17 protein-coding genes are annotated in these 17352 nt (G+C 37.7%); 2 read left to right on the forward strand and 15 right to left on the reverse strand.

Annotated features, from left to right (window positions below):
* Positions 1 to 37: 37 nt before the first annotated feature.
* The 7 genes from COJ96_RS14450 to sppA all read right to left on the reverse strand — a co-directional run bounded on the left by COJ96_RS14450 (position 38) and on the right by sppA (position 6022).
* Positions 38 to 1231, reverse strand: a complete 1194-nt coding sequence (locus COJ96_RS14450; RefSeq protein WP_098574458.1) for an acetate kinase — start codon at positions 1229 to 1231, stop codon at positions 38 to 40.
* Positions 1232 to 1463: 232 nt separating this feature from the next.
* Positions 1464 to 2447: a class I SAM-dependent methyltransferase gene (locus COJ96_RS14455; protein ID WP_098574460.1), complete on the reverse strand. Its 984-nt coding sequence runs from the start codon at positions 2445 to 2447 to the stop codon at positions 1464 to 1466.
* Between the two features lie 115 nt (positions 2448 to 2562).
* Entirely contained in the window at positions 2563 to 3063 is a 501-nt protein-coding gene (gene tpx / locus COJ96_RS14460; protein WP_098574463.1) for a thiol peroxidase, read from the reverse strand.
* Positions 3064 to 3245: 182 nt separating this feature from the next.
* Positions 3246 to 3740, reverse strand: coding sequence for a GerW family sporulation protein (gene ytfJ, locus COJ96_RS14465; protein ID WP_098574466.1), 495 nt, complete (start codon positions 3738 to 3740; stop codon positions 3246 to 3248).
* Positions 3741 to 3757: 17 nt separating this feature from the next.
* Positions 3758 to 4417 carry a DUF2953 domain-containing protein gene (locus COJ96_RS14470; protein ID WP_257148524.1) on the reverse strand — a complete coding sequence of 220 codons (660 nt, stop codon included), beginning with the start codon at positions 4415 to 4417 and terminating at the stop codon, positions 3758 to 3760.
* A gap of 115 nt (positions 4418 to 4532) precedes the next feature.
* A complete protein-coding gene (locus COJ96_RS14475; RefSeq protein WP_098574472.1) occupies positions 4533 to 5000 on the reverse strand; it encodes an RDD family protein in 468 nt (155 codons plus the stop codon).
* A gap of 11 nt (positions 5001 to 5011) precedes the next feature.
* The gene (gene sppA, locus COJ96_RS14480; protein ID WP_098574475.1) at positions 5012 to 6022 is read right to left on the reverse strand and encodes a signal peptide peptidase SppA; all 1011 of its coding nucleotides are present in this window, start codon (positions 6020 to 6022) and stop codon (positions 5012 to 5014) included.
* A 164-nt stretch (positions 6023 to 6186) separates the two neighbouring features.
* On the opposite strand from sppA, the gene COJ96_RS14485 reads away from it, so the two are divergent.
* A complete protein-coding gene (locus tag COJ96_RS14485) occupies positions 6187 to 6990 on the forward strand; it encodes an NAD kinase (protein WP_098574477.1) in 804 nt (267 codons plus the stop codon).
* A gap of 55 nt (positions 6991 to 7045) precedes the next feature.
* On the opposite strand, the gene rarD is transcribed toward COJ96_RS14485, so the two are convergent.
* From rarD to refZ, 7 genes are all read right to left on the reverse strand, one after another.
* Positions 7046 to 7978 (reverse strand): EamA family transporter RarD, encoded by a 933-nt coding sequence (gene rarD, locus COJ96_RS14490; RefSeq protein ID WP_098574480.1) that lies wholly within the window; start codon positions 7976 to 7978, stop codon positions 7046 to 7048.
* A 132-nt stretch (positions 7979 to 8110) separates the two neighbouring features.
* Positions 8111 to 9697, reverse strand: coding sequence for an acyl-CoA synthetase MbcS (gene mbcS, locus COJ96_RS14495; RefSeq protein WP_098574483.1), 1587 nt, complete (start codon positions 9695 to 9697; stop codon positions 8111 to 8113).
* A 169-nt stretch (positions 9698 to 9866) separates the two neighbouring features.
* Entirely contained in the window at positions 9867 to 10073 is a 207-nt protein-coding gene (locus tag COJ96_RS14500) for an alpha/beta-type small acid-soluble spore protein (RefSeq protein ID WP_088089259.1), read from the reverse strand.
* A gap of 100 nt (positions 10074 to 10173) precedes the next feature.
* Positions 10174 to 11379, reverse strand: a complete 1206-nt coding sequence (gene thiI, locus COJ96_RS14505; RefSeq protein ID WP_098574499.1) for a tRNA uracil 4-sulfurtransferase ThiI — start codon at positions 11377 to 11379, stop codon at positions 10174 to 10176.
* Positions 11380 to 12522: a cysteine desulfurase family protein gene (locus COJ96_RS14510; protein ID WP_098574503.1), complete on the reverse strand. Its 1143-nt coding sequence runs from the start codon at positions 12520 to 12522 to the stop codon at positions 11380 to 11382.
* A 121-nt stretch (positions 12523 to 12643) separates the two neighbouring features.
* Positions 12644 to 14332 carry a septation ring formation regulator EzrA gene (gene ezrA / locus COJ96_RS14515; RefSeq protein ID WP_098574506.1) on the reverse strand — a complete coding sequence of 563 codons (1689 nt, stop codon included), beginning with the start codon at positions 14330 to 14332 and terminating at the stop codon, positions 12644 to 12646.
* 170 nt (positions 14333 to 14502) lie between these two features.
* On the reverse strand, positions 14503 to 15135 hold the full coding sequence (gene refZ, locus COJ96_RS14520) for a forespore capture DNA-binding protein RefZ (protein ID WP_098574509.1): 633 nt from the start codon (positions 15133 to 15135) through the stop codon (positions 14503 to 14505).
* Between the two features lie 158 nt (positions 15136 to 15293).
* On the opposite strand from refZ, the gene COJ96_RS14525 reads away from it, so the two are divergent.
* Complete coding sequence (locus COJ96_RS14525; protein WP_098574512.1) at positions 15294 to 15776, forward strand: GAF domain-containing protein; 483 nt, start codon at positions 15294 to 15296, stop codon at positions 15774 to 15776.
* A 349-nt stretch (positions 15777 to 16125) separates the two neighbouring features.
* Here COJ96_RS14525 and megL read toward each other — a convergent pair whose 3' ends face one another.
* On the reverse strand, positions 16126 to 17310 hold the full coding sequence (megL, locus tag COJ96_RS14530; protein ID WP_098574515.1) for a methionine gamma-lyase: 1185 nt from the start codon (positions 17308 to 17310) through the stop codon (positions 16126 to 16128).
* Between the last annotated feature and the right edge of the window lie 42 nt (positions 17311 to 17352).

Consider the following 17352-nt stretch of genomic DNA (forward strand, 5'->3'; position numbering starts at 1 on the left):
AAGCTATGCCCTAGCTTTTGCCTTTTAATATTATCGATTAATGAATGTTACCAAGACGTATAACGTCGCGGGCAATCATCACTTCTTCGTTTGTTGGGATGATTAATACTTTTACTGGTGAGTGTGGGTAGTTAATAAATGCTTCTTCGCCTCTAACTTTGTTAAGAGCTGGATCCCAATAAACACCCATAAATTCTAGACCTCTTAAAACATTTTCCCTAATGGTGTCACTATTTTCCCCAATTCCTGCTGTGAAAATAATTGCATCTACACCGTTCATTCGTGAAGCATAAGAACCGATGTATTTATGAATTCGATTAGCAAAAACATCCAAGGCAAGTTTCGCACGCTCATTGCCTTTTTTCGCTTCAATTTCAATATCACGTAAATCACTTGAGAAACCGGACATGGCTAGCATACCACTCTTTTTATTAAGGACATCAAGTACTTCTTCAGCTGTTTGATTGGTTTTTTCCATAATATATGGGATCAATGCTGGGTCAATATTACCTGAACGAGTACCCATGGTCACCCCGGCCAGTGGTGTAAAGCCCATAGATGTGTCAATGGACATACCGCCTTCAATTGCTGCAATACTTGCACCGTTTCCTAAGTGACAAGAAATTAGACGCAATTGTTCAACAGGTCGCCCAAGAAGTTCTGCTGCACGTTGAGAAACATATTTATGAGAAGTTCCATGGAAACCATACTTACGAATACCATACTTTTCGTAGTACTCCATTGGTAAGCTGTATAGGTAAGAGCTGTCCGGCATCGTTTGGTGGAATGCCGTATCAAATACAGCTACTGCTGGAACATTAGGAAGTACGCTCATGAAGGCCTTAATTCCTGTTAGATTGGCTGGGTTATGCAATGGCGCAAGTTCAGATAATTCATCAATTTTCTTTATTACTTCGTCAGTAATGAGAGCAGAATCATTAAATGTTTCTCCACCATGGACCACACGGTGTCCCATTCCAACAATTTCATTTAAGGATTTGATAATACCTAGAGTTGTTAATTTATCTAATAGCATTTTTACAGCTACTTCATGATCAGGAATATCAATTATTTCTTGGATTTTTTCACCATTAACCGTTATATTAAAAATTGAATCATTTAAACCGATTCTTTCGATTAATCCTTTTGTAATGACATCTTCACTTGGCATTTCAAACAATTGAAACTTCAAGGAAGAACTCCCCGCATTAATTGCAATAATTTTTGACATATTGTTACCGCTCCTTTTATATAACAACACTGGTTTGGCATTTTTTTTGAGTAGTACAACATTATTTTGCTCAAACCACTCTTGATTATTTTCATCCTTAATTGAATCATTGTGTATAGTTTATTTCAAGGCAAATTTCTCGTGGCAGCGGTTACATTACAAATGAAAATGTATTCTGATATTTCTTATTTTACAATATTAAAAAAGGATGAACCTAGAGAATAATCTCGGTTCATCCTTTGTTTTCTTGAAACCATTTATCCATTTGGAATAGTATTTTGTCCATCTCTACAGCACTTGAAAGATTTGGTAATTCAACCAGTAATGCTTGCTTAGGAGGCATTACACCTTCTCCTTTTTTTTGCAAGATAATGATACTTTTCGCTGTATTTTTATTTTTAAACATGCTTATTGGTAATTGGAGTAATCCTTGAACAATCACATGCTCTTTAAAAAATTCATGTAATTGTGGTGCTTGGTCACTTTCAAATAATCCATTAGGAATAAGAAAGAATAAATACCCGCCTGGCACTGTATGACGGACACTTTGTTCCATGAATAGATGATGAGAGTAAGTATGCCCTTCACTTACACTGACTTGATAATCTGCAGCTCTGACATCATTTGGATAAAAGCCTACGGGCAAATCTGCGATTACTGCATCAACAGGATCAATAAACATCGGTTCAAGACTGTCTTGATTGAAGAGTTGAATAGGATGAGCTTGTAAATTTGCATTAACATAGGCAAGCTTTATAAGAAGGTCATCAATCTCAACGCCGACAGAATCAATTTTTCTTTGAAGATGATTTAAAACAGTTGTTAGCAAATTTCCCGTCCCCACTGCTGGATCAAGCAAGCGGAAGTTTGACTGTTTCATAAATCTTTCAACTAAATAGCCAATAAGTATCCCAACAGAATCAGGTGTCATTTGATGGTTCGGTTGAACACTATCGTTCATCCCTTTTAAAATAGCCAGCTGAAAAGCTTTTCGAATTTCATCGTTTGAAAACTTTTCTAAATGAATCTGTTCATATTGTTTCTTCATTCTTTTTTCTGTTAGTTCGCTGACCTCATCTTGCAGGATTGATCCTTGGAATAAATTCTCTCCTGTCTCAGCGAGTGCCTCTAAATATGTACAATTTAATTCTTCCTGCAGAAGAAGTGCAGTTTCATTAAATAACGTAAACAGTTGTTCTACTGGAGAAACTCTCATTTGATCCCCACCCTCATTAATTTCCTTATTCATTTTAATGAGTATCGACATATTATACAAGTTTTAAGCATAGAAAAAGGCCCTGCAATACACAGAGGCCTTCTAAATCATTACATTATTTAGCTGCTTTAGCTGCTTCAAGTGCTGCTTCGTAGTTCGGGTGGTTGGTTGCTTCACTTACATATTCAACATATGTAACTGTATCGTTAGAATCAACAACAAATACAGCACGAGCCAACAGTCTTAATTCTTGGATAGCAACACCAAATGCTTCACCAAATGAGAGATCACGATGATCAGATAGTGTTTGCACATTTTCAATTCCACTAGCAGCACACCAGCGTTTTTGTGCAAATGGTAAGTCAACACTTACCGTTAATATTTTCACGTTACCTAAACTGTTTGCTTCTTCATTAAAACGACGTGTTTCCGCATCACAAACACCCGTATCCAATGAAGGGACAGAGGTAATTAAACGTACTTGACCTTTGGTACTTTCTAAGGTAACTTCTGACAAATCATTTGCCAATACAGTAAAGTTAGGTGCTTTGTCCCCTACCTTTACTTCATTGCCTAAAAGTGTAATTGGATTCCCTTTAAATGTTACATTTGCCATTTTACATCCTCCTTTGTCATGTTCAAGTTCTAGCGGATAATAGAAAACCGCTTCCCTTCAAATATGTACAGTGTAAATATATCTTTTCAAAATCTAATTTGCAATTAATAAGCTTTTGAATTTTCACATATTGCATGAAAAAAGTTAACCTTCCTCATCTTCCGGAAGATTAACCTTTTCTGCTATAATTCAAGTTCTTCTTTTGGTTTGTGCTCGTTTTTCAAACCTTGCAAACTATTTTGCTGTTGGCCCTGGTCCTTTTTTGAGAACATTTGCTGAATTTTATCTATCGCCTGAGGTGCCAGCTCTAATATTTTTTCATACAAATGAGTGCTTTCATCCAAATGCAGCATTTTTACGCCATGAGAGTTGACAATTAAAAAGGCAATTGGGGTAATCGAGACCCCGCCCCCGCTCCCGCCGCCAAATGGATGGGATGAACTTTGACTTTGACTTTGACTTTGACCTTGCCCTTGCCCTTGCCCTTGACTTTGAGACCCCTCAAGCTTAAATTCACTACCACCTGCGGCAAATCCAAAACCTACTTTTGACACAGTCAGAATAACACTACCATCAGGGGTTTCAACAGGATCACCAATGATCGTATTCACATCAATCATTTCTTTAAGGCTTTCCATTGCAGTTGTCATCAAACCTTGAATTGGATGGTCAGACATGGCTGTTTCCTCCTTTTTCAAATGGATTTTGTTTTATCATTTGCAAAATTTGTTTTCTTTTTAAAGTGCGGAAGTCCGCCCCTCCAGAATATAAACAGTTTTAATCCTGCTAGAATAGCATGCCCGATACGAAACTGAATAATACATGTAAGTCTTGTTTGAATTACGGCTGCCTGAAAATGTGGAGTCACTGTTATTTTTGGCATTTCCTTCAGTTTTAAATAATGACTAATAAGACCTATGATACTCCCTTTAAATGCCCAAATGGCACCCGTTATCGTCCCTGTGTGTGCTGCATCTCCTAAACCTATCAAAGTATTCCACTCAAATCCTTTCATTGTAACTTTTTGAAAAAAATTCCTTACAATCCGATGTAGCCCAAATACATGATGCAGTAATTTTTTGGCATTTGATAAATTATTTTCAACTTCTTCAGCTGTGATTTGCTTGGAGTCCTCGCTAGTTGATTCAGTTGAGGAATCCCCCATTTTAGATTTACTTTTTACAACAATGCTAGGAGAATTATCATCCACTTTTATTAAAGGTACATTAATTGTATATTTTATTAATCCAAACCAAATCTTAAATTTTATCTTTAAATCATCATTGTCATTATGATGATAATAATTAATTAGTATTGTTAATTTAGTAAAAAGAATGAGAATGAAAAAGAGCAATAGAATCGATAAAACTACGAGCACCCAGAACAATTTCAATCACAACCTTTCAGCGGGTAGTATTTGCTTTTTCAAAAAAAAATAAACCTACCAACAAATGTTGATAGGTTTAAGATCACCGTTCCACATGTACCACCGTTGTGTCAGTGAATAGATCATGCAAGCCTTGTTTTTTGGGTAAAAAAGCAATAATTATATATCCAACAATGATTGTTGATGAAATAAAACGGCCAATCCATTCACGAAAGAGAATCGTCCCCCATGTCATTTGATCACTTCTTAAATCAACTACTTTCAATCCAAACACCATTTTTCCTAGGGTTTGATTTAGATACTTGGTCATTAGTACGAAATACAGATAGAAGATTAACGCAGATATGATTGAGATTGGAGCAAACATGGACGATTCCGATAAAGAATAATTCACGATTCGAAAAACTGGTTTAATCAATATCCTAACGATACTTCCCACTACCACCAAATCAAGAAGATAAGCCCATAGGCGCATCCAGAAGCCCGCATATCGAAAGGAAAGTTCATCTTTTCTGTCGTTCGGGTATTCTTGATACTCATTCGTTTCCATGGATACTCCCCCTATTCCGCATACAGGTACATAAGCCGCGGAGAATTCGGTCTTGATAGAACCTTCAACAAACCTGCCATTTCCATATCTTTACCCATTAATTTTTTTGCCTGCATTGTAAATAAGGATCCCAGCCCAAGTGAGTCTGAATAACGGACAACTTGTGCACCTTTAAGTTTCTCTTGTTTTTTCATATGTTTCACCACATCATCTAAGTAACCAAAACCATCAATTAACTGCAATTCCTTGGCTTGACGGCCATCATAGACACGACCATCCGCTATTTTTTTCACCTGCGTGATTGGGAGGTTTCGTCCCTCTGAAATAACTTTAACAAATCCTTGATATGAATTATTTATCATCGACTGTAAGATCTGTCGTTCCTCCTCGGTCATTTTTCTTGTTGGGCTCATAATGTCCTTATGCTTACCACTTTTAATCGTAACGAAATCAACACCATATTTATCGGCAAGCCCTTTATAATTGACCCCTTCCATAATCACACCGAGACTGCCAGTCATTGTCTCGGGACTGGCATAAATCTTTTTAGCCGCTGTTGAAATATAATAACCTCCCGATGCAGCCATGGATCCCATTGAAATATAGACTGGCTTTTTGGTTTCTTTTTGGATTTCAGTTAATTTATCATGAATTTCTGCACTTTCAACCACTCCGCCACCGGGGGAATTGACTTTGATAATTATTCCCTTCACCGTATCATCTTTTTTAATATGGTTTAACTTTTTCATAAAGTCCTGATGATTGAAACCAGAGCTTTGCAGGATAGAACTTGTTTCCCCTGTATCCTGGATGACCCCATTTACATCAAGAATCACTATTTTCTTTAATTCATTCCCTTCATTGACAACCTCTTCTGTAAAAGGCTGTTCCTCAGAAGCCATAAAATCGGTGAAATTTGATTCCCATCCTTTAAAGGCAAAAGAGGATAAAAAATTAATGACAACCGAGATGAAGAATAACGCTGCTGCAATCCCTAGTGCGGCCCACCGCTTTCCATTCATAAATACGTAAGCCCCCCTTTTTGTTTATCTCAAAAAATCAAGTCCTATTTCATATTGTCTCAATAAAATGCTAAACTAATTTCAGACTAGCATTATTTCTTAGAGAAAATTTTTGTGATGGGGATAATGTTACAAAAATCTCATTAACTAGGGAGGTACATAATATGGAGAATAGACGCAATATTTACTTTTATCACAAACGCGATTCGGACATGCTGTCAAAAGTGGCTCCGCTTGTAGAAATAGCAAATCGATATGGATTTACAATTGTCACTGATTACCGAAACGCAAATATCATTGCTAGTGTCGGGGATGATGGAACATTTCTCCAAGCAGTTAGGAAAACTGGCTTCCGGGAGGATTGCCTTTATACGGGGATTTCAACCGAAGATAACCTGAGTATGTATTGTGATTTCCGAATTAATGATAGATCTAAAATGATTGATGCGATTGTCACCAATGAAAATGTAAAGGTGCGCCGTTATCCGTTAATTGAAGTAGAAGTTGATGGCCAAGGGACGTTTCCTTGCTTAAACGAATTCAGTATTCGCTCTTCAATCATTAAGACACTAGTAGTAGATGTCTATATTGACCAGCTTCACTTAGAAACCTTCCGCGGCGATGGACTTATTGTCGCAACACCAACGGGTAGTACTGGCTATAATAAAGCGGTGAATGGTTCGATCGTTGATCCCCTTCTACCTTGCATGCAGGTGAGTGAAGTAGCCTCTGTTAATACCAACAATTATCGAACGCTAGGTTCCTCCTTTATTGTTGGCAGTGAAAGAACCCTTACGCTTAAAGTAATCTCTGAAGGTAATGACCATCCAACAATGGGTATGGATAATGAAGCATTAAGCATCCGTCACGTAGAGAAAATCAGTATAAAAATAAGTGATAAAAAGTTAAAAACTCTTAAACTAAAAGACAATTCCTTTTGGCAAAAAGTGAAGCGGTCTTTCCTTTAAAAACAGCATTTACTCACAAAAAAACCTTATCCAAGAAAGCGGATAAGGTTTTTCTTTATATGCTAGTGCCCTTTTCTTTTCGCAAATGGAACCATTGTGCAGAAAATAGCTTTGTTTTTGATAAAGAATAAATCGTTAATGCGGACCATATGAACATAAAGGATAATAGCTGTATTTTTGAAAAATGTTCATGGTAAACAAATACGCCTAAAAGTAAGGTTAATGTTGGTGCAATATATTGTAGAAAACCTAATAATGATAAAGGGATCTTTTGTGCGCCTTTTGCAAAAAACAGGAGCGGTACTGCGGTTGCTATCCCTGCACCTATTAATAAAAGGTCGGTTTGTATCCCTTCCTTTAAAAAATCATTAGACCCATTAAGAAATAAGAAGCCTATATAAATCACAGCAATTGGTGTAATCACTAGAGTTTCTAAGGTTAACCCTACTTCAGAATCCACATTGATTAACTTTTTGGCTAATCCATATAATCCAAAGGAAAGGGCTAATACAATCGCAATCCATGGAAACTGCCCATGGGAAATAGAAATGATTAATACACCAATGGCTGCTAGGATAAATGAGACGTATTGATAAACCGTCAATTTTTCTTTTAGCACAATCATCCCTAATAAAATACTAATTAATGGATTGATGTAATATCCAAGGCTTGCTTCAATCATATGACCGCTGTTAACCGCCCAAATATAAATGAACCAGTTCACACTGATTAACAGGGAGGCAATCGTCAATGCAGCCATTTGTTTTTTATTTTTCGCAAACCCTTTAATGGTTTGAAGAAAAAGTCCCCATTTGTTGGTTAGGAGAAGAATGACGACCATAAAAATAAACGACCAAACAACACGACTGGCTAAAATTTCTTTAGCATTAACATGGTCTAAAAGCTTCCAATAGATTGGTAATAATCCCCAAAGTAAATAAGAAAATCCGGCATGTATTACTCCTTTTTGTGTTTCTGTCTTATTCATATGTGTACGAGCCCCTATTCTTTCTAGTTTCGAAATAATTTCTATTATAACGCGAAACTTCGTAAATAGGGGAAATTTTTACTTTAAAGAAAAAAGCAGACGAAATTCCGCCTGCTCGCTCTCCAACAAACTTTATGCTTGTTTCGCTCCCTCAAGTTCTTTTTTCCGAAGTTCAATCCGGCGAATTTTCCCAGAGGTTGTTTTTGGTAGTTCTGTGATATATTCAATTTTCCTTGGATACTTATATGGCGCTGTAAGCGTTTTTACATGCTCTTGTAATGTTTTTGTTAATTCAGGGTCGGAGGAATCAACATCTTCTTTTAAGACAACAAATGCTTTGACAATAAAGCCGCGAATCTCATCGGGACTTGCCACGACTGCACATTCCTTTACAAATGGATGTTTAACAAGTGCATCTTCCACTTCAAATGGTCCAATCGTATAGCCAGAGCTGATAATAATATCATCCCCACGTCCTTCAAACCAAAAATAGCCTTCTTCGTCCATTTTTGCTTTATCACCGGTTACATAATAATCACCCCGGAACTGCATTGCTGTTCTTTCCGGGTCTTTATAATAGTTTTTAAATAAGGCTGGCGTTTCTACATGGACAGCGATATCACCCACTTCACCGACTGCACACACCATGCCCTCTTCGTTTATGATTTCAACTCTGTTCCCAGGCGTAGGCTTGCCCATGGAACCAGATTTCAATTCCATTCCTTTGGTAACGCCTACAAGCAAAGTATTCTCTGTTTGTCCATAACCGTCACGGACATCAATATTAAAATGTTTTCTAAACGTGTCAATTACTTCTCGATTTAATGGTTCCCCTGCCGAGACAGCACTATGAAGATTTGGTAATTGGTAATCAGCTAAGTTATCAACCTTCGCCATTAGTCGATATTCCGTTGGTGTACAGCAAAGGACATTTACATCATATTTTTGGAGGAGACTTAAATATTTTTTCGGTTCAAATTTTCCACTGTAAACTAAGCCAGTACCACCGGAGCCAAGAACGGATAAGAAAGGACTCCAAATCCATTTTTGCCATCCTGGGCCAGCAGTTGCCCAAACTGTGTCACCATCTTCAATACAAAGCCACTGTGGTGCAGCTGTTTTTAAATGTGCATAAGCCCAGCCATGTGTATGGACCACACCTTTAGGATTTCCAGTTGTTCCAGATGTATAGGATAAAAAGGCCATATCTTCTCTAAGGGTGTCTGCTTGTTCAAAGGATTCGGAAGCAGTTGCCATCTCAGTGTCCAAGTCAATCCAGTCCGGTTCAGTTCCACCAATCGTAAATCTGAGCAATGGCTGGGTTTTGTTGATATTTTCAAATTGATCCGTGTATGGATAATGACTTATTACACCCTTTACATCACCGTGTGTTATCCGATATTGCAAATCCTTTTCCTTTAACATTTCCGAACTTGGAATAACGACCAATCCCGCTTTTAAAGCAGCCAAATAAACGACATATGCTTCAATGAGACGCGGTACGATGACAAGGACTACATCTCCCTTATTTAAGCCATTCCTAGCGAACACATTTGCCGCTTGATTCACTTTCCTCATTAATTGTTCATATGTAACTTGCTGGGTGTCTCCTGCTTCATTCTCCCACTTTAAGGCGACTCTGTTTGGATCCTGCGCAAACCGCTCCATTTCTGAGACTAGATTATACTTTTCCGGTGCAATCAAATCTTCCCGCTTCATGCTTCTCCCCCTAACAATATGTTATTTTTATCCCACAATATTAATTATACAAAATTATTAGATAATTTTGTATTATTATTCAGATACAATTATTTTTTACTATCTGGACTATAAAAAGAGAGCGTGGGGAAACCCCCACGCTCTCTGTAGCCATCGTATTAATTTTTTATTAACGAGAGAATCCGCCGCCTAATTGTGATTCAGCCATTGCTACTAGACGCTTTGTGATTTCACCACCAACAGATCCGTTAGCGCGTGAAGTAGTGTCAGCTCCAAGATTTACACCAAATTCAGAAGCAATTTCATATTTCATTTGGCTTAGAGCTTGTTCAACACCAGGAACCAATAATTGATTTGAGTTGTTGTTGTTTGCCATGTGATATCACCTCCTTGTGAGTATAGAATGTGTAGAACTTAAGAACTTCATTCTATCTTACAATTGGTAATTGTTCACAAATTGTTCGAATTTTACCTTCTTAAAATAATTCGCTAAATTCTGAGTGCTGTTTTTGATCCGGTTTGACGACAATTGTCTCTGTCCCCTGTACTGCTTCATGGATCAAGGGTTCAAAATCAAAAAAACTTTCAAAATGCTGAACCTTTTCTCTTTTTGGCTTTGTTTTCGGTGAGGAAGGTACAAAGATGGTACAGCAATCTTCAAAAGGCCTGTTTGAGATTTCAAGTGTATCAATTTCTTGCGCAATTTTTATAATATCTGTTTTGTCCATTGTAATCAATGGCCGCAAAATAGGCGTATTGGTTACTTCATTGATTGCAAACATACTTTCTAATGTCTGGCTCGCCACTTGACCTAGGCTTTCACCGGTAATAATCGCCAAACCTTCGTGTTTTTTTCGAATTTCATCTGTAATTCGCAGCATCATTCTTCTTGTGGATGTCATCGAGTAATTTTCTGGTATTTGTTCACGAATGGTTTGCTGAATATTTGTAAACGGGACAATATGCAATTTCAGTGAGCCATATATTTCAGCTAGTTTTTTTGAAAGATCAATGACCTTTTCTTTTGCCCTTTCACTCGTAAATGGAGGACTGAAGAAATGGACTGCTTCGACTTCTACTCCTCTTTTCATTGCCATATACGCTGCAACTGGGCTGTCAATCCCACCTGAAAGCATGAGCATAGCTTTACCGCTTGACCCAATGGGAAGCCCGCCAGCACCTTGGATGGTTTGACATGATAGATAAATGGCTTCTTTTCTGACTTCAATTCGTAAATTAATATCAGGATTTTTCACATTCACTTTCAACCCTGGGATATTCTGCAATAAATAGCCGCCGATGGTATGATTGATTCCATCAGTATCCAACTCAAACGATTTATCCGATCTTTTAGGTGTTATCTTGAAGGTTTGTCCATCCCTATAAAGAGAGCGAACTAATTCTAGCGAGCTCTGCTTTAATTCCTCCAACCCTCTTTCTACCTTAATCGCAGGGCTAAAGGACTGGATTCCAAAAATATTCTCTAATTTATCAATAACTTCTTCGCAAGCTTCACCATTTAATAAGACATACATCCGGTCACGGCCTGCTTCCACTTTCACGTTCGGAAAAGGAGCAAGCGCGATTCTTACACTTTTTTTTAACTTATCAACAAATTTATTACGATTTCTGCCTTTTGTTGAGATTTCACCATAGCGTATTAGTATTCGTTCGTATTCCATTTATTTCATTACCTTCCTTAATTGGTCTGCAGATTCTTTGAAGCCTTCTAAAGCCGTAATTGCTTCTTCTATACTATTTTCAAAGGAAAGACTTATTCTGACGGCACTTTCCGCTAACGTCTCAGGAACACCCATTTCTAGAAGCGTCTTACTAGGCGATTTTTTCTTTGAGGAACATGCACTTGTTGTTGAAACATAGATGCCTTTCTGCTCAAGCGAGTGGATAAATACCTCCGACTTAATTCCTTTTAGTGAAAAATTTATGATATGCGGGGCTGCATGTTCATGTGGCGTATGAATTTGAACATCTTCTATTTCAGTTAATCCATTCCTGAGCATGCTTTGAATCTTCTTCATTCTTACTAACCCGGTTTCCGCTTTCGTTAAGGTCATCCTAAGTGCTTTGGCCATCGCAACTGCACCTGCCACATTTTCAGTACCACTGCGAAGTTTCCGTTCCTGATTCCCCCCAGAAAATAATGGAGCGAGTCTTGTACCTTCACGAATATAAAGGGCACCAGTCCCCTTTAAACCATGAAATTTATGGCCGGATATCGAGCAGAAATCCACCCTGCCTTCCTTTAGTAAAAGAGGAATTTTCCCTATACTTTGAACAGCATCCACATGGAATAAAATCGTCGGATATTTTTTTAATAGGTCACCAATTTCTTCTATCGGCTGAACCGTTCCCACTTCATTATTCACATGCATAATCGAAATTAAAATAGTATCTTTCCTAATCGCGCTTTCAAGGTCAGCGACACTAATCCTTCCATACCGGTCCACAGGCAGGTAGGTAATCTCAAAACCCTCCTGTTCAAGCTGTTCCATCGCAGATCGTACGGATGGATGCTCTACACTTGATGTAATCAAGTGGCGTCCTTTATTTTTATGCAATAATGCAGTCCCTTTAATTGCTAAATTATTTCCTTCAGTGCCTCCAGAGGTAAAATAAATCTCGGAGGGCTTCACCTTTAGGAGCTTGCTCACTTGTTCTCGTGCCTGGGATAACAACTTTTCTGCTTGTGCACCCATATTGTGTAGTGAGGACGGGTTCCCATAATATTCACTCGATACTGTAACAAAAGAATCTAACACTTCTTTAAACGGTTTAGTCGTTGCACTATTATCTAAATAAATCATTTTTTCTCCTCCGAACTTCCGAACCAGTACACTTACAAAAATAAATCTTATCATAAAGATAAATAAAAGGAAAAACAAAAAACCGATTCAGCCAAAGAGTGCACTGATCGGTTTTAATTATTTACTCACTGACAAATGAAGCTTTTATTTTTTTCAAAGCATCGGGATCAATAACGTCCAGTGTTGCTGCCGCTCGTTCAAGAGCCTGTTGGTAATCATAATGTCTAAACGCAATTTCTGCTTCCTTTAAGCCTTTAGCTACTGCTGGGTACTGAGTTTTATATCGATTCCCATATTGAATAGCTTTTTCTGCAAGCATCACATTTTCTAATAGCTCAATCGTTGAATTAGTAAGTTTATCCACTGTTAAAACAGCAATTTCTAAATACTGATTTAATGCGGAAATGTTAAGCGGTTTTTCTTCAAGTTGGTATTTCACATTTTGAATACTCTCATTTGTATCCTCAAACAAATACTTATAATCCTCTGGTAAGCCTGGCACATTGCCCTTCGTCACGAGACGAACGGTCTCCCCCACTTTTTTAGTAAGTTCTTTAAGTGTCTCTCTTGCTTCAAATTCATCTTTCCTAAGGGCTTGGAGTTTTAAAGCAAAATCTTGCTGTCCCTCACGGATAATATCCAGCTGTTCTTTAATCTGAGCCAACTCTTCGCTTATGACACTTTGTGCTATTTCGTTTAATTTTACTTTTTCTATTAGGATTTCAAAATGTTTATAGACACTAGAAAGTTCCTTTTCCAGATGACGCTGTGTTTCAAAATCACTATCGGACAACTGGTAACTTTCTTGAACATGAAGGAGTTCACTTGAAAGATGACTATTTTCCTCATAGGCAGAAAGGAGGAGATCACTCGCAATTTGTTCATTTTTTAACACAAAATGCTTAGCATGAACTTCTTTTTCCAATTGATCGAATAGGATATCGATTCTTTCCTTTATTTCTGCTATACCTTCCACTGCCTCATCAATCTTCGTCGCTTCGATGAGTACTAAATTCTCAGACAGCTTTTCCTCTAAGCGTTTTAGCTCTTCATCCACGTTGATATGTTCTAAGTAATATTCTTGGCCAGACATTTCACGGTACCCTTCAAGAATATCGGATAGCTGATTCGGAAGAAGCGATTGACATTCAATTAATAGCTGCGGGATTAATTCCATATCTTTTTTTATCGTCCCCAGCTGACTTTGAATAGACAAAACTACTTCACGGGCTTCAAGATAATTACCTTGTTCCGTTTTTTCATCAAATTCCTGAAACTTTTGTGACACGCCATTAAGTTGTTCTTCTAAAGACTTTTCTGAATTGCCAAAACTGTGGCGGTGGGCAAGCAGCATTTTCTTAGATTCCCGATACTGATCTTTTAATCCCTCGATTTCAACACGGTTCTTTTCCTCGCTGCCAACCAATTCATGTAACTCTTCTAAAATACTTTTTATCTGATCCTCTGTTTCTTGTAACTTCCCTGCGATGGCTAGTTGGACACCTTTAGCTTTATTAAAACGATACTTATCTATGTACTCTTCTGCATCGAAAAGCATTTCTTCTAATTTAGGAAGTTGCACCGTAACAACCTCGTCCCACTGATTTCGCCAACGTTCGAAAAGCTCTTCCGTTTGCCCTGTCATATTAAGCAGCTTAACCTTTGACATTTCATCCAGTACTGGACGATTCATTAAATCGATTTTCCAAGCTTCCAATCGATCCATTTCCTTAAAGTACTTTTTCTTAATTAGATACCCTACTACGATTAAGGCCAGTATTAGGATAAAAAATCCAATGAAAAATTTCACAAGTAAGCCCCCTATTTCCAAAAACATTCTTTCCAAATGCAGTTATCGTACATCTATTTTAAATGAATCTAATAATGTTCTGTTCAATGCTATTATGATACCATGTAAACGACATTTTTTGACTATTAATTTCATTTTTTTTGTAAAATAAAAAAAAATAGCGATTGCCGCTATTTTACGACTGCCCCTAATTTCCTTGGCACATCCGAACATAATGTTTTATCAATCCATAAATTTATATCTTTTAAATATTTCTGTTCAAAAAATGGTTCATTAGGAAAAACATATAACACTTCCCTCATATAATGGGTGTTCATAAATGGCATCATAAGTAATCCTTTTAATTGAATAATTAAATAGGGAATCGAATGAGGTCGAAACTCATTCCATTCAAAACCTCTCTCAAAGATTAATTGAAAATAGTATTTTTCTTTAAGTAAATAAGTAGACATGATTTCTCTTACTATTTGTGAGTCCATCGACATTTCTCGGTAAACCAAACTAGCCAATTTACTATTTTCACATTGATAGTGTAATAAATCCGCGACAATTCGTTTTAAACATTCCTTTGCTCCCCTTTCAATGGATGCATAGGCTTCTTCCATCTTACTAATATATTGTTCAAAAAAATGCGTAAAGCAATATTCTAATAGACCTGGTTTGTTTTCAAAATGGTAGGCAATGGTTGCCGTATTTACGTTAGCAAGACGGGCGATATCCCTTATGGACGTTCCTGTATAACCATTGGACGTGAACAATGTGATAGCAGCCTTTACTATTGCTTCTTTAGCATTTTTCTTCATAATAGTGGCCCCTTTCTGGAATACCCGATAATCCCCTTACTTAAAAATTCTTTGTTACACGACAGATTCCTTTATAAAAATATCGACAAAGTCTGCTTATATTCCTGTAAATTTGATAAAATACTTATATTAAATTGTTGAAACAAAGGGGAAATTTCATGTTTAACGTCGAAATGTATTCAGGGAGCCGCGAAGAAAATTATAATCTTGTCATAAAACAGTTGCATGCTCTCATTCATGATGAGGACAATCAAATCGCCAATCTTAGCAATGCAAGTGCCCTGCTGAATCAATTTCTTGATCGAGTTAATTGGGTTGGATTTTATTTAATGGATAAAAACCGACAGCTTGTCCTGGGGCCATTCCAGGGTCTTCCTGCGTGTGTCCGAATTCCGGTTGGTAAAGGGGTTTGTGGAACGGCTGCCTTAAAACAGGAAACGGTTCTAGTTGCTGACGTTCATCTGTTTCCAGGCCACATTGCCTGTGATGCTGCGTCCCAATCAGAAATTGTCGTTCCGTTGATAAAGGATGGAGAGCTACTTGGTGTTCTTGATATTGATTCCCCAGAAAAGAATCGCTTTGATGAGTTAGATCAACAAAAACTAGAAGAGTTTGTCGCTATTCTGGTTGAACATATATAGAGAGAGCACAGAGGAAGTTTCCTAATGGGATGCGTTTTCGGGTGCTTTATTATTAAAAGACAAAAGAATTGACGTATGAATAGGCATACGTCTTTTTCTTTATTCATCAAGGTTTCTTTCAGGTTAAGCACTCGAGCTAATAAATAACCGGAAAAATTCCGCTTATTTAGAAATTATTATTAAAAATAACCAAAATAGGCGAAGAGATTCCGCCTATTGACTCGAAAAACGTGAAAATGAGAGATTTTGCCTTGCATAAGCGGAAAAACTTCCCTTATATACCCCGAAACGAGCTTCGTTATGCATTTAACAGGAAATTCTCCGCTTATTTACTTTTATGCTCTTTCTATTATATCTTATCCAGCGCTTGTTCGAGGTCTTCTTGAAGATCCTCCCATGCTTCTAGGCCAACAGATAGCCGCAGCAAGGTATCATCAAAGCCCATTTTTTTTCGTTCTTCCTCTGGTACAACTGCATGGGTCATCGTCGCAGGATGTTGGATTAATGACTCAGCATCACCGAGACTAACAGCAATTTTTATTAATTGGAGTTGATTCATCAACTGTTGTGCTGTTTCCTTTGTTCCCTTGATTGTAAAAGAAATAAGCCCGCCTGGTTGTTTCATTTGATTTTTTGCAATTGAAAAATCTTGATGCTCTGGATCGCCAGGAAAATAAACTGTTTCGATTTTCGGATGGTCTTTCAAAAATCGAAACAATTTCCTGGCATTCTCACAGTGGCGGTCCATGCGAAGTGGCAGTGTTTTCATCCCTCTTAATAAAAGCCAAGCATCAAAAGGGGAGATAATCCCACCAATGTCTTTTTGGGTCGTCTTTGATACTTGTCTAATAAACTCCTTCTTTCCAACGACAAGCCCCGCAATGACATCTCCATGTCCGCAGATATATTTGGTTGCACTATGAATGACAACATCGCACCCAAGTGTGAGCGGAGTTTGAATATAGGGGGAACAAAATGTGTTATCCACCACAACAGGAATCCCTTTTTCATTGGCCACCCTCGCCACTAATTCTAAATCTACCAACTTCATTGTAGGATTTATCGGCGTTTCAATATAGATACATGCCGTGTTTGGACGGAGTTCTTGTTCTAATAAATCCGCCGAGTTCATTAAAGAAAAGTGGTGGTCTATACCATATTTCTCTTTTAATAGCTCTAACAAACCAAAGGTACAACCATATACTCCTTGTGAACAAAGAATATGATCCCCCGTCTTTGTTAAGGCCACTAACACGGCACTGACGGCTGCCATTCCAGACGAAAACGCTAAGCCCGCTTCACCTTGTTCAAGAACGGCGATCCTGTCTTCCAATATTTTCACGGTTGGATTTCCCAAGCGTGAATAAATAAATCCCGCTTCCTGACCAGCAAACCTTCTTTCCCCTTGTTCGGCGTTTGCAAAAGTGAAGGTGGATGTTTGATATAAAGGGGGAACTAAACTGTCTTGATGTTCATCCGCCTTGTAGCCTGAATGAATAACTTCCGTTTCAAACCGTGATTTCTTTTTCTCCATTTTTGATTCCTCCCGTTTGAAAACGTTTGCATTTTGTTGATT

The organism is Bacillus sp. AFS073361, from assembly GCF_002567005.1.
In the GTDB taxonomy this organism is placed as follows: Bacteria; Bacillota; Bacilli; order Bacillales; family Cytobacillaceae; genus Neobacillus.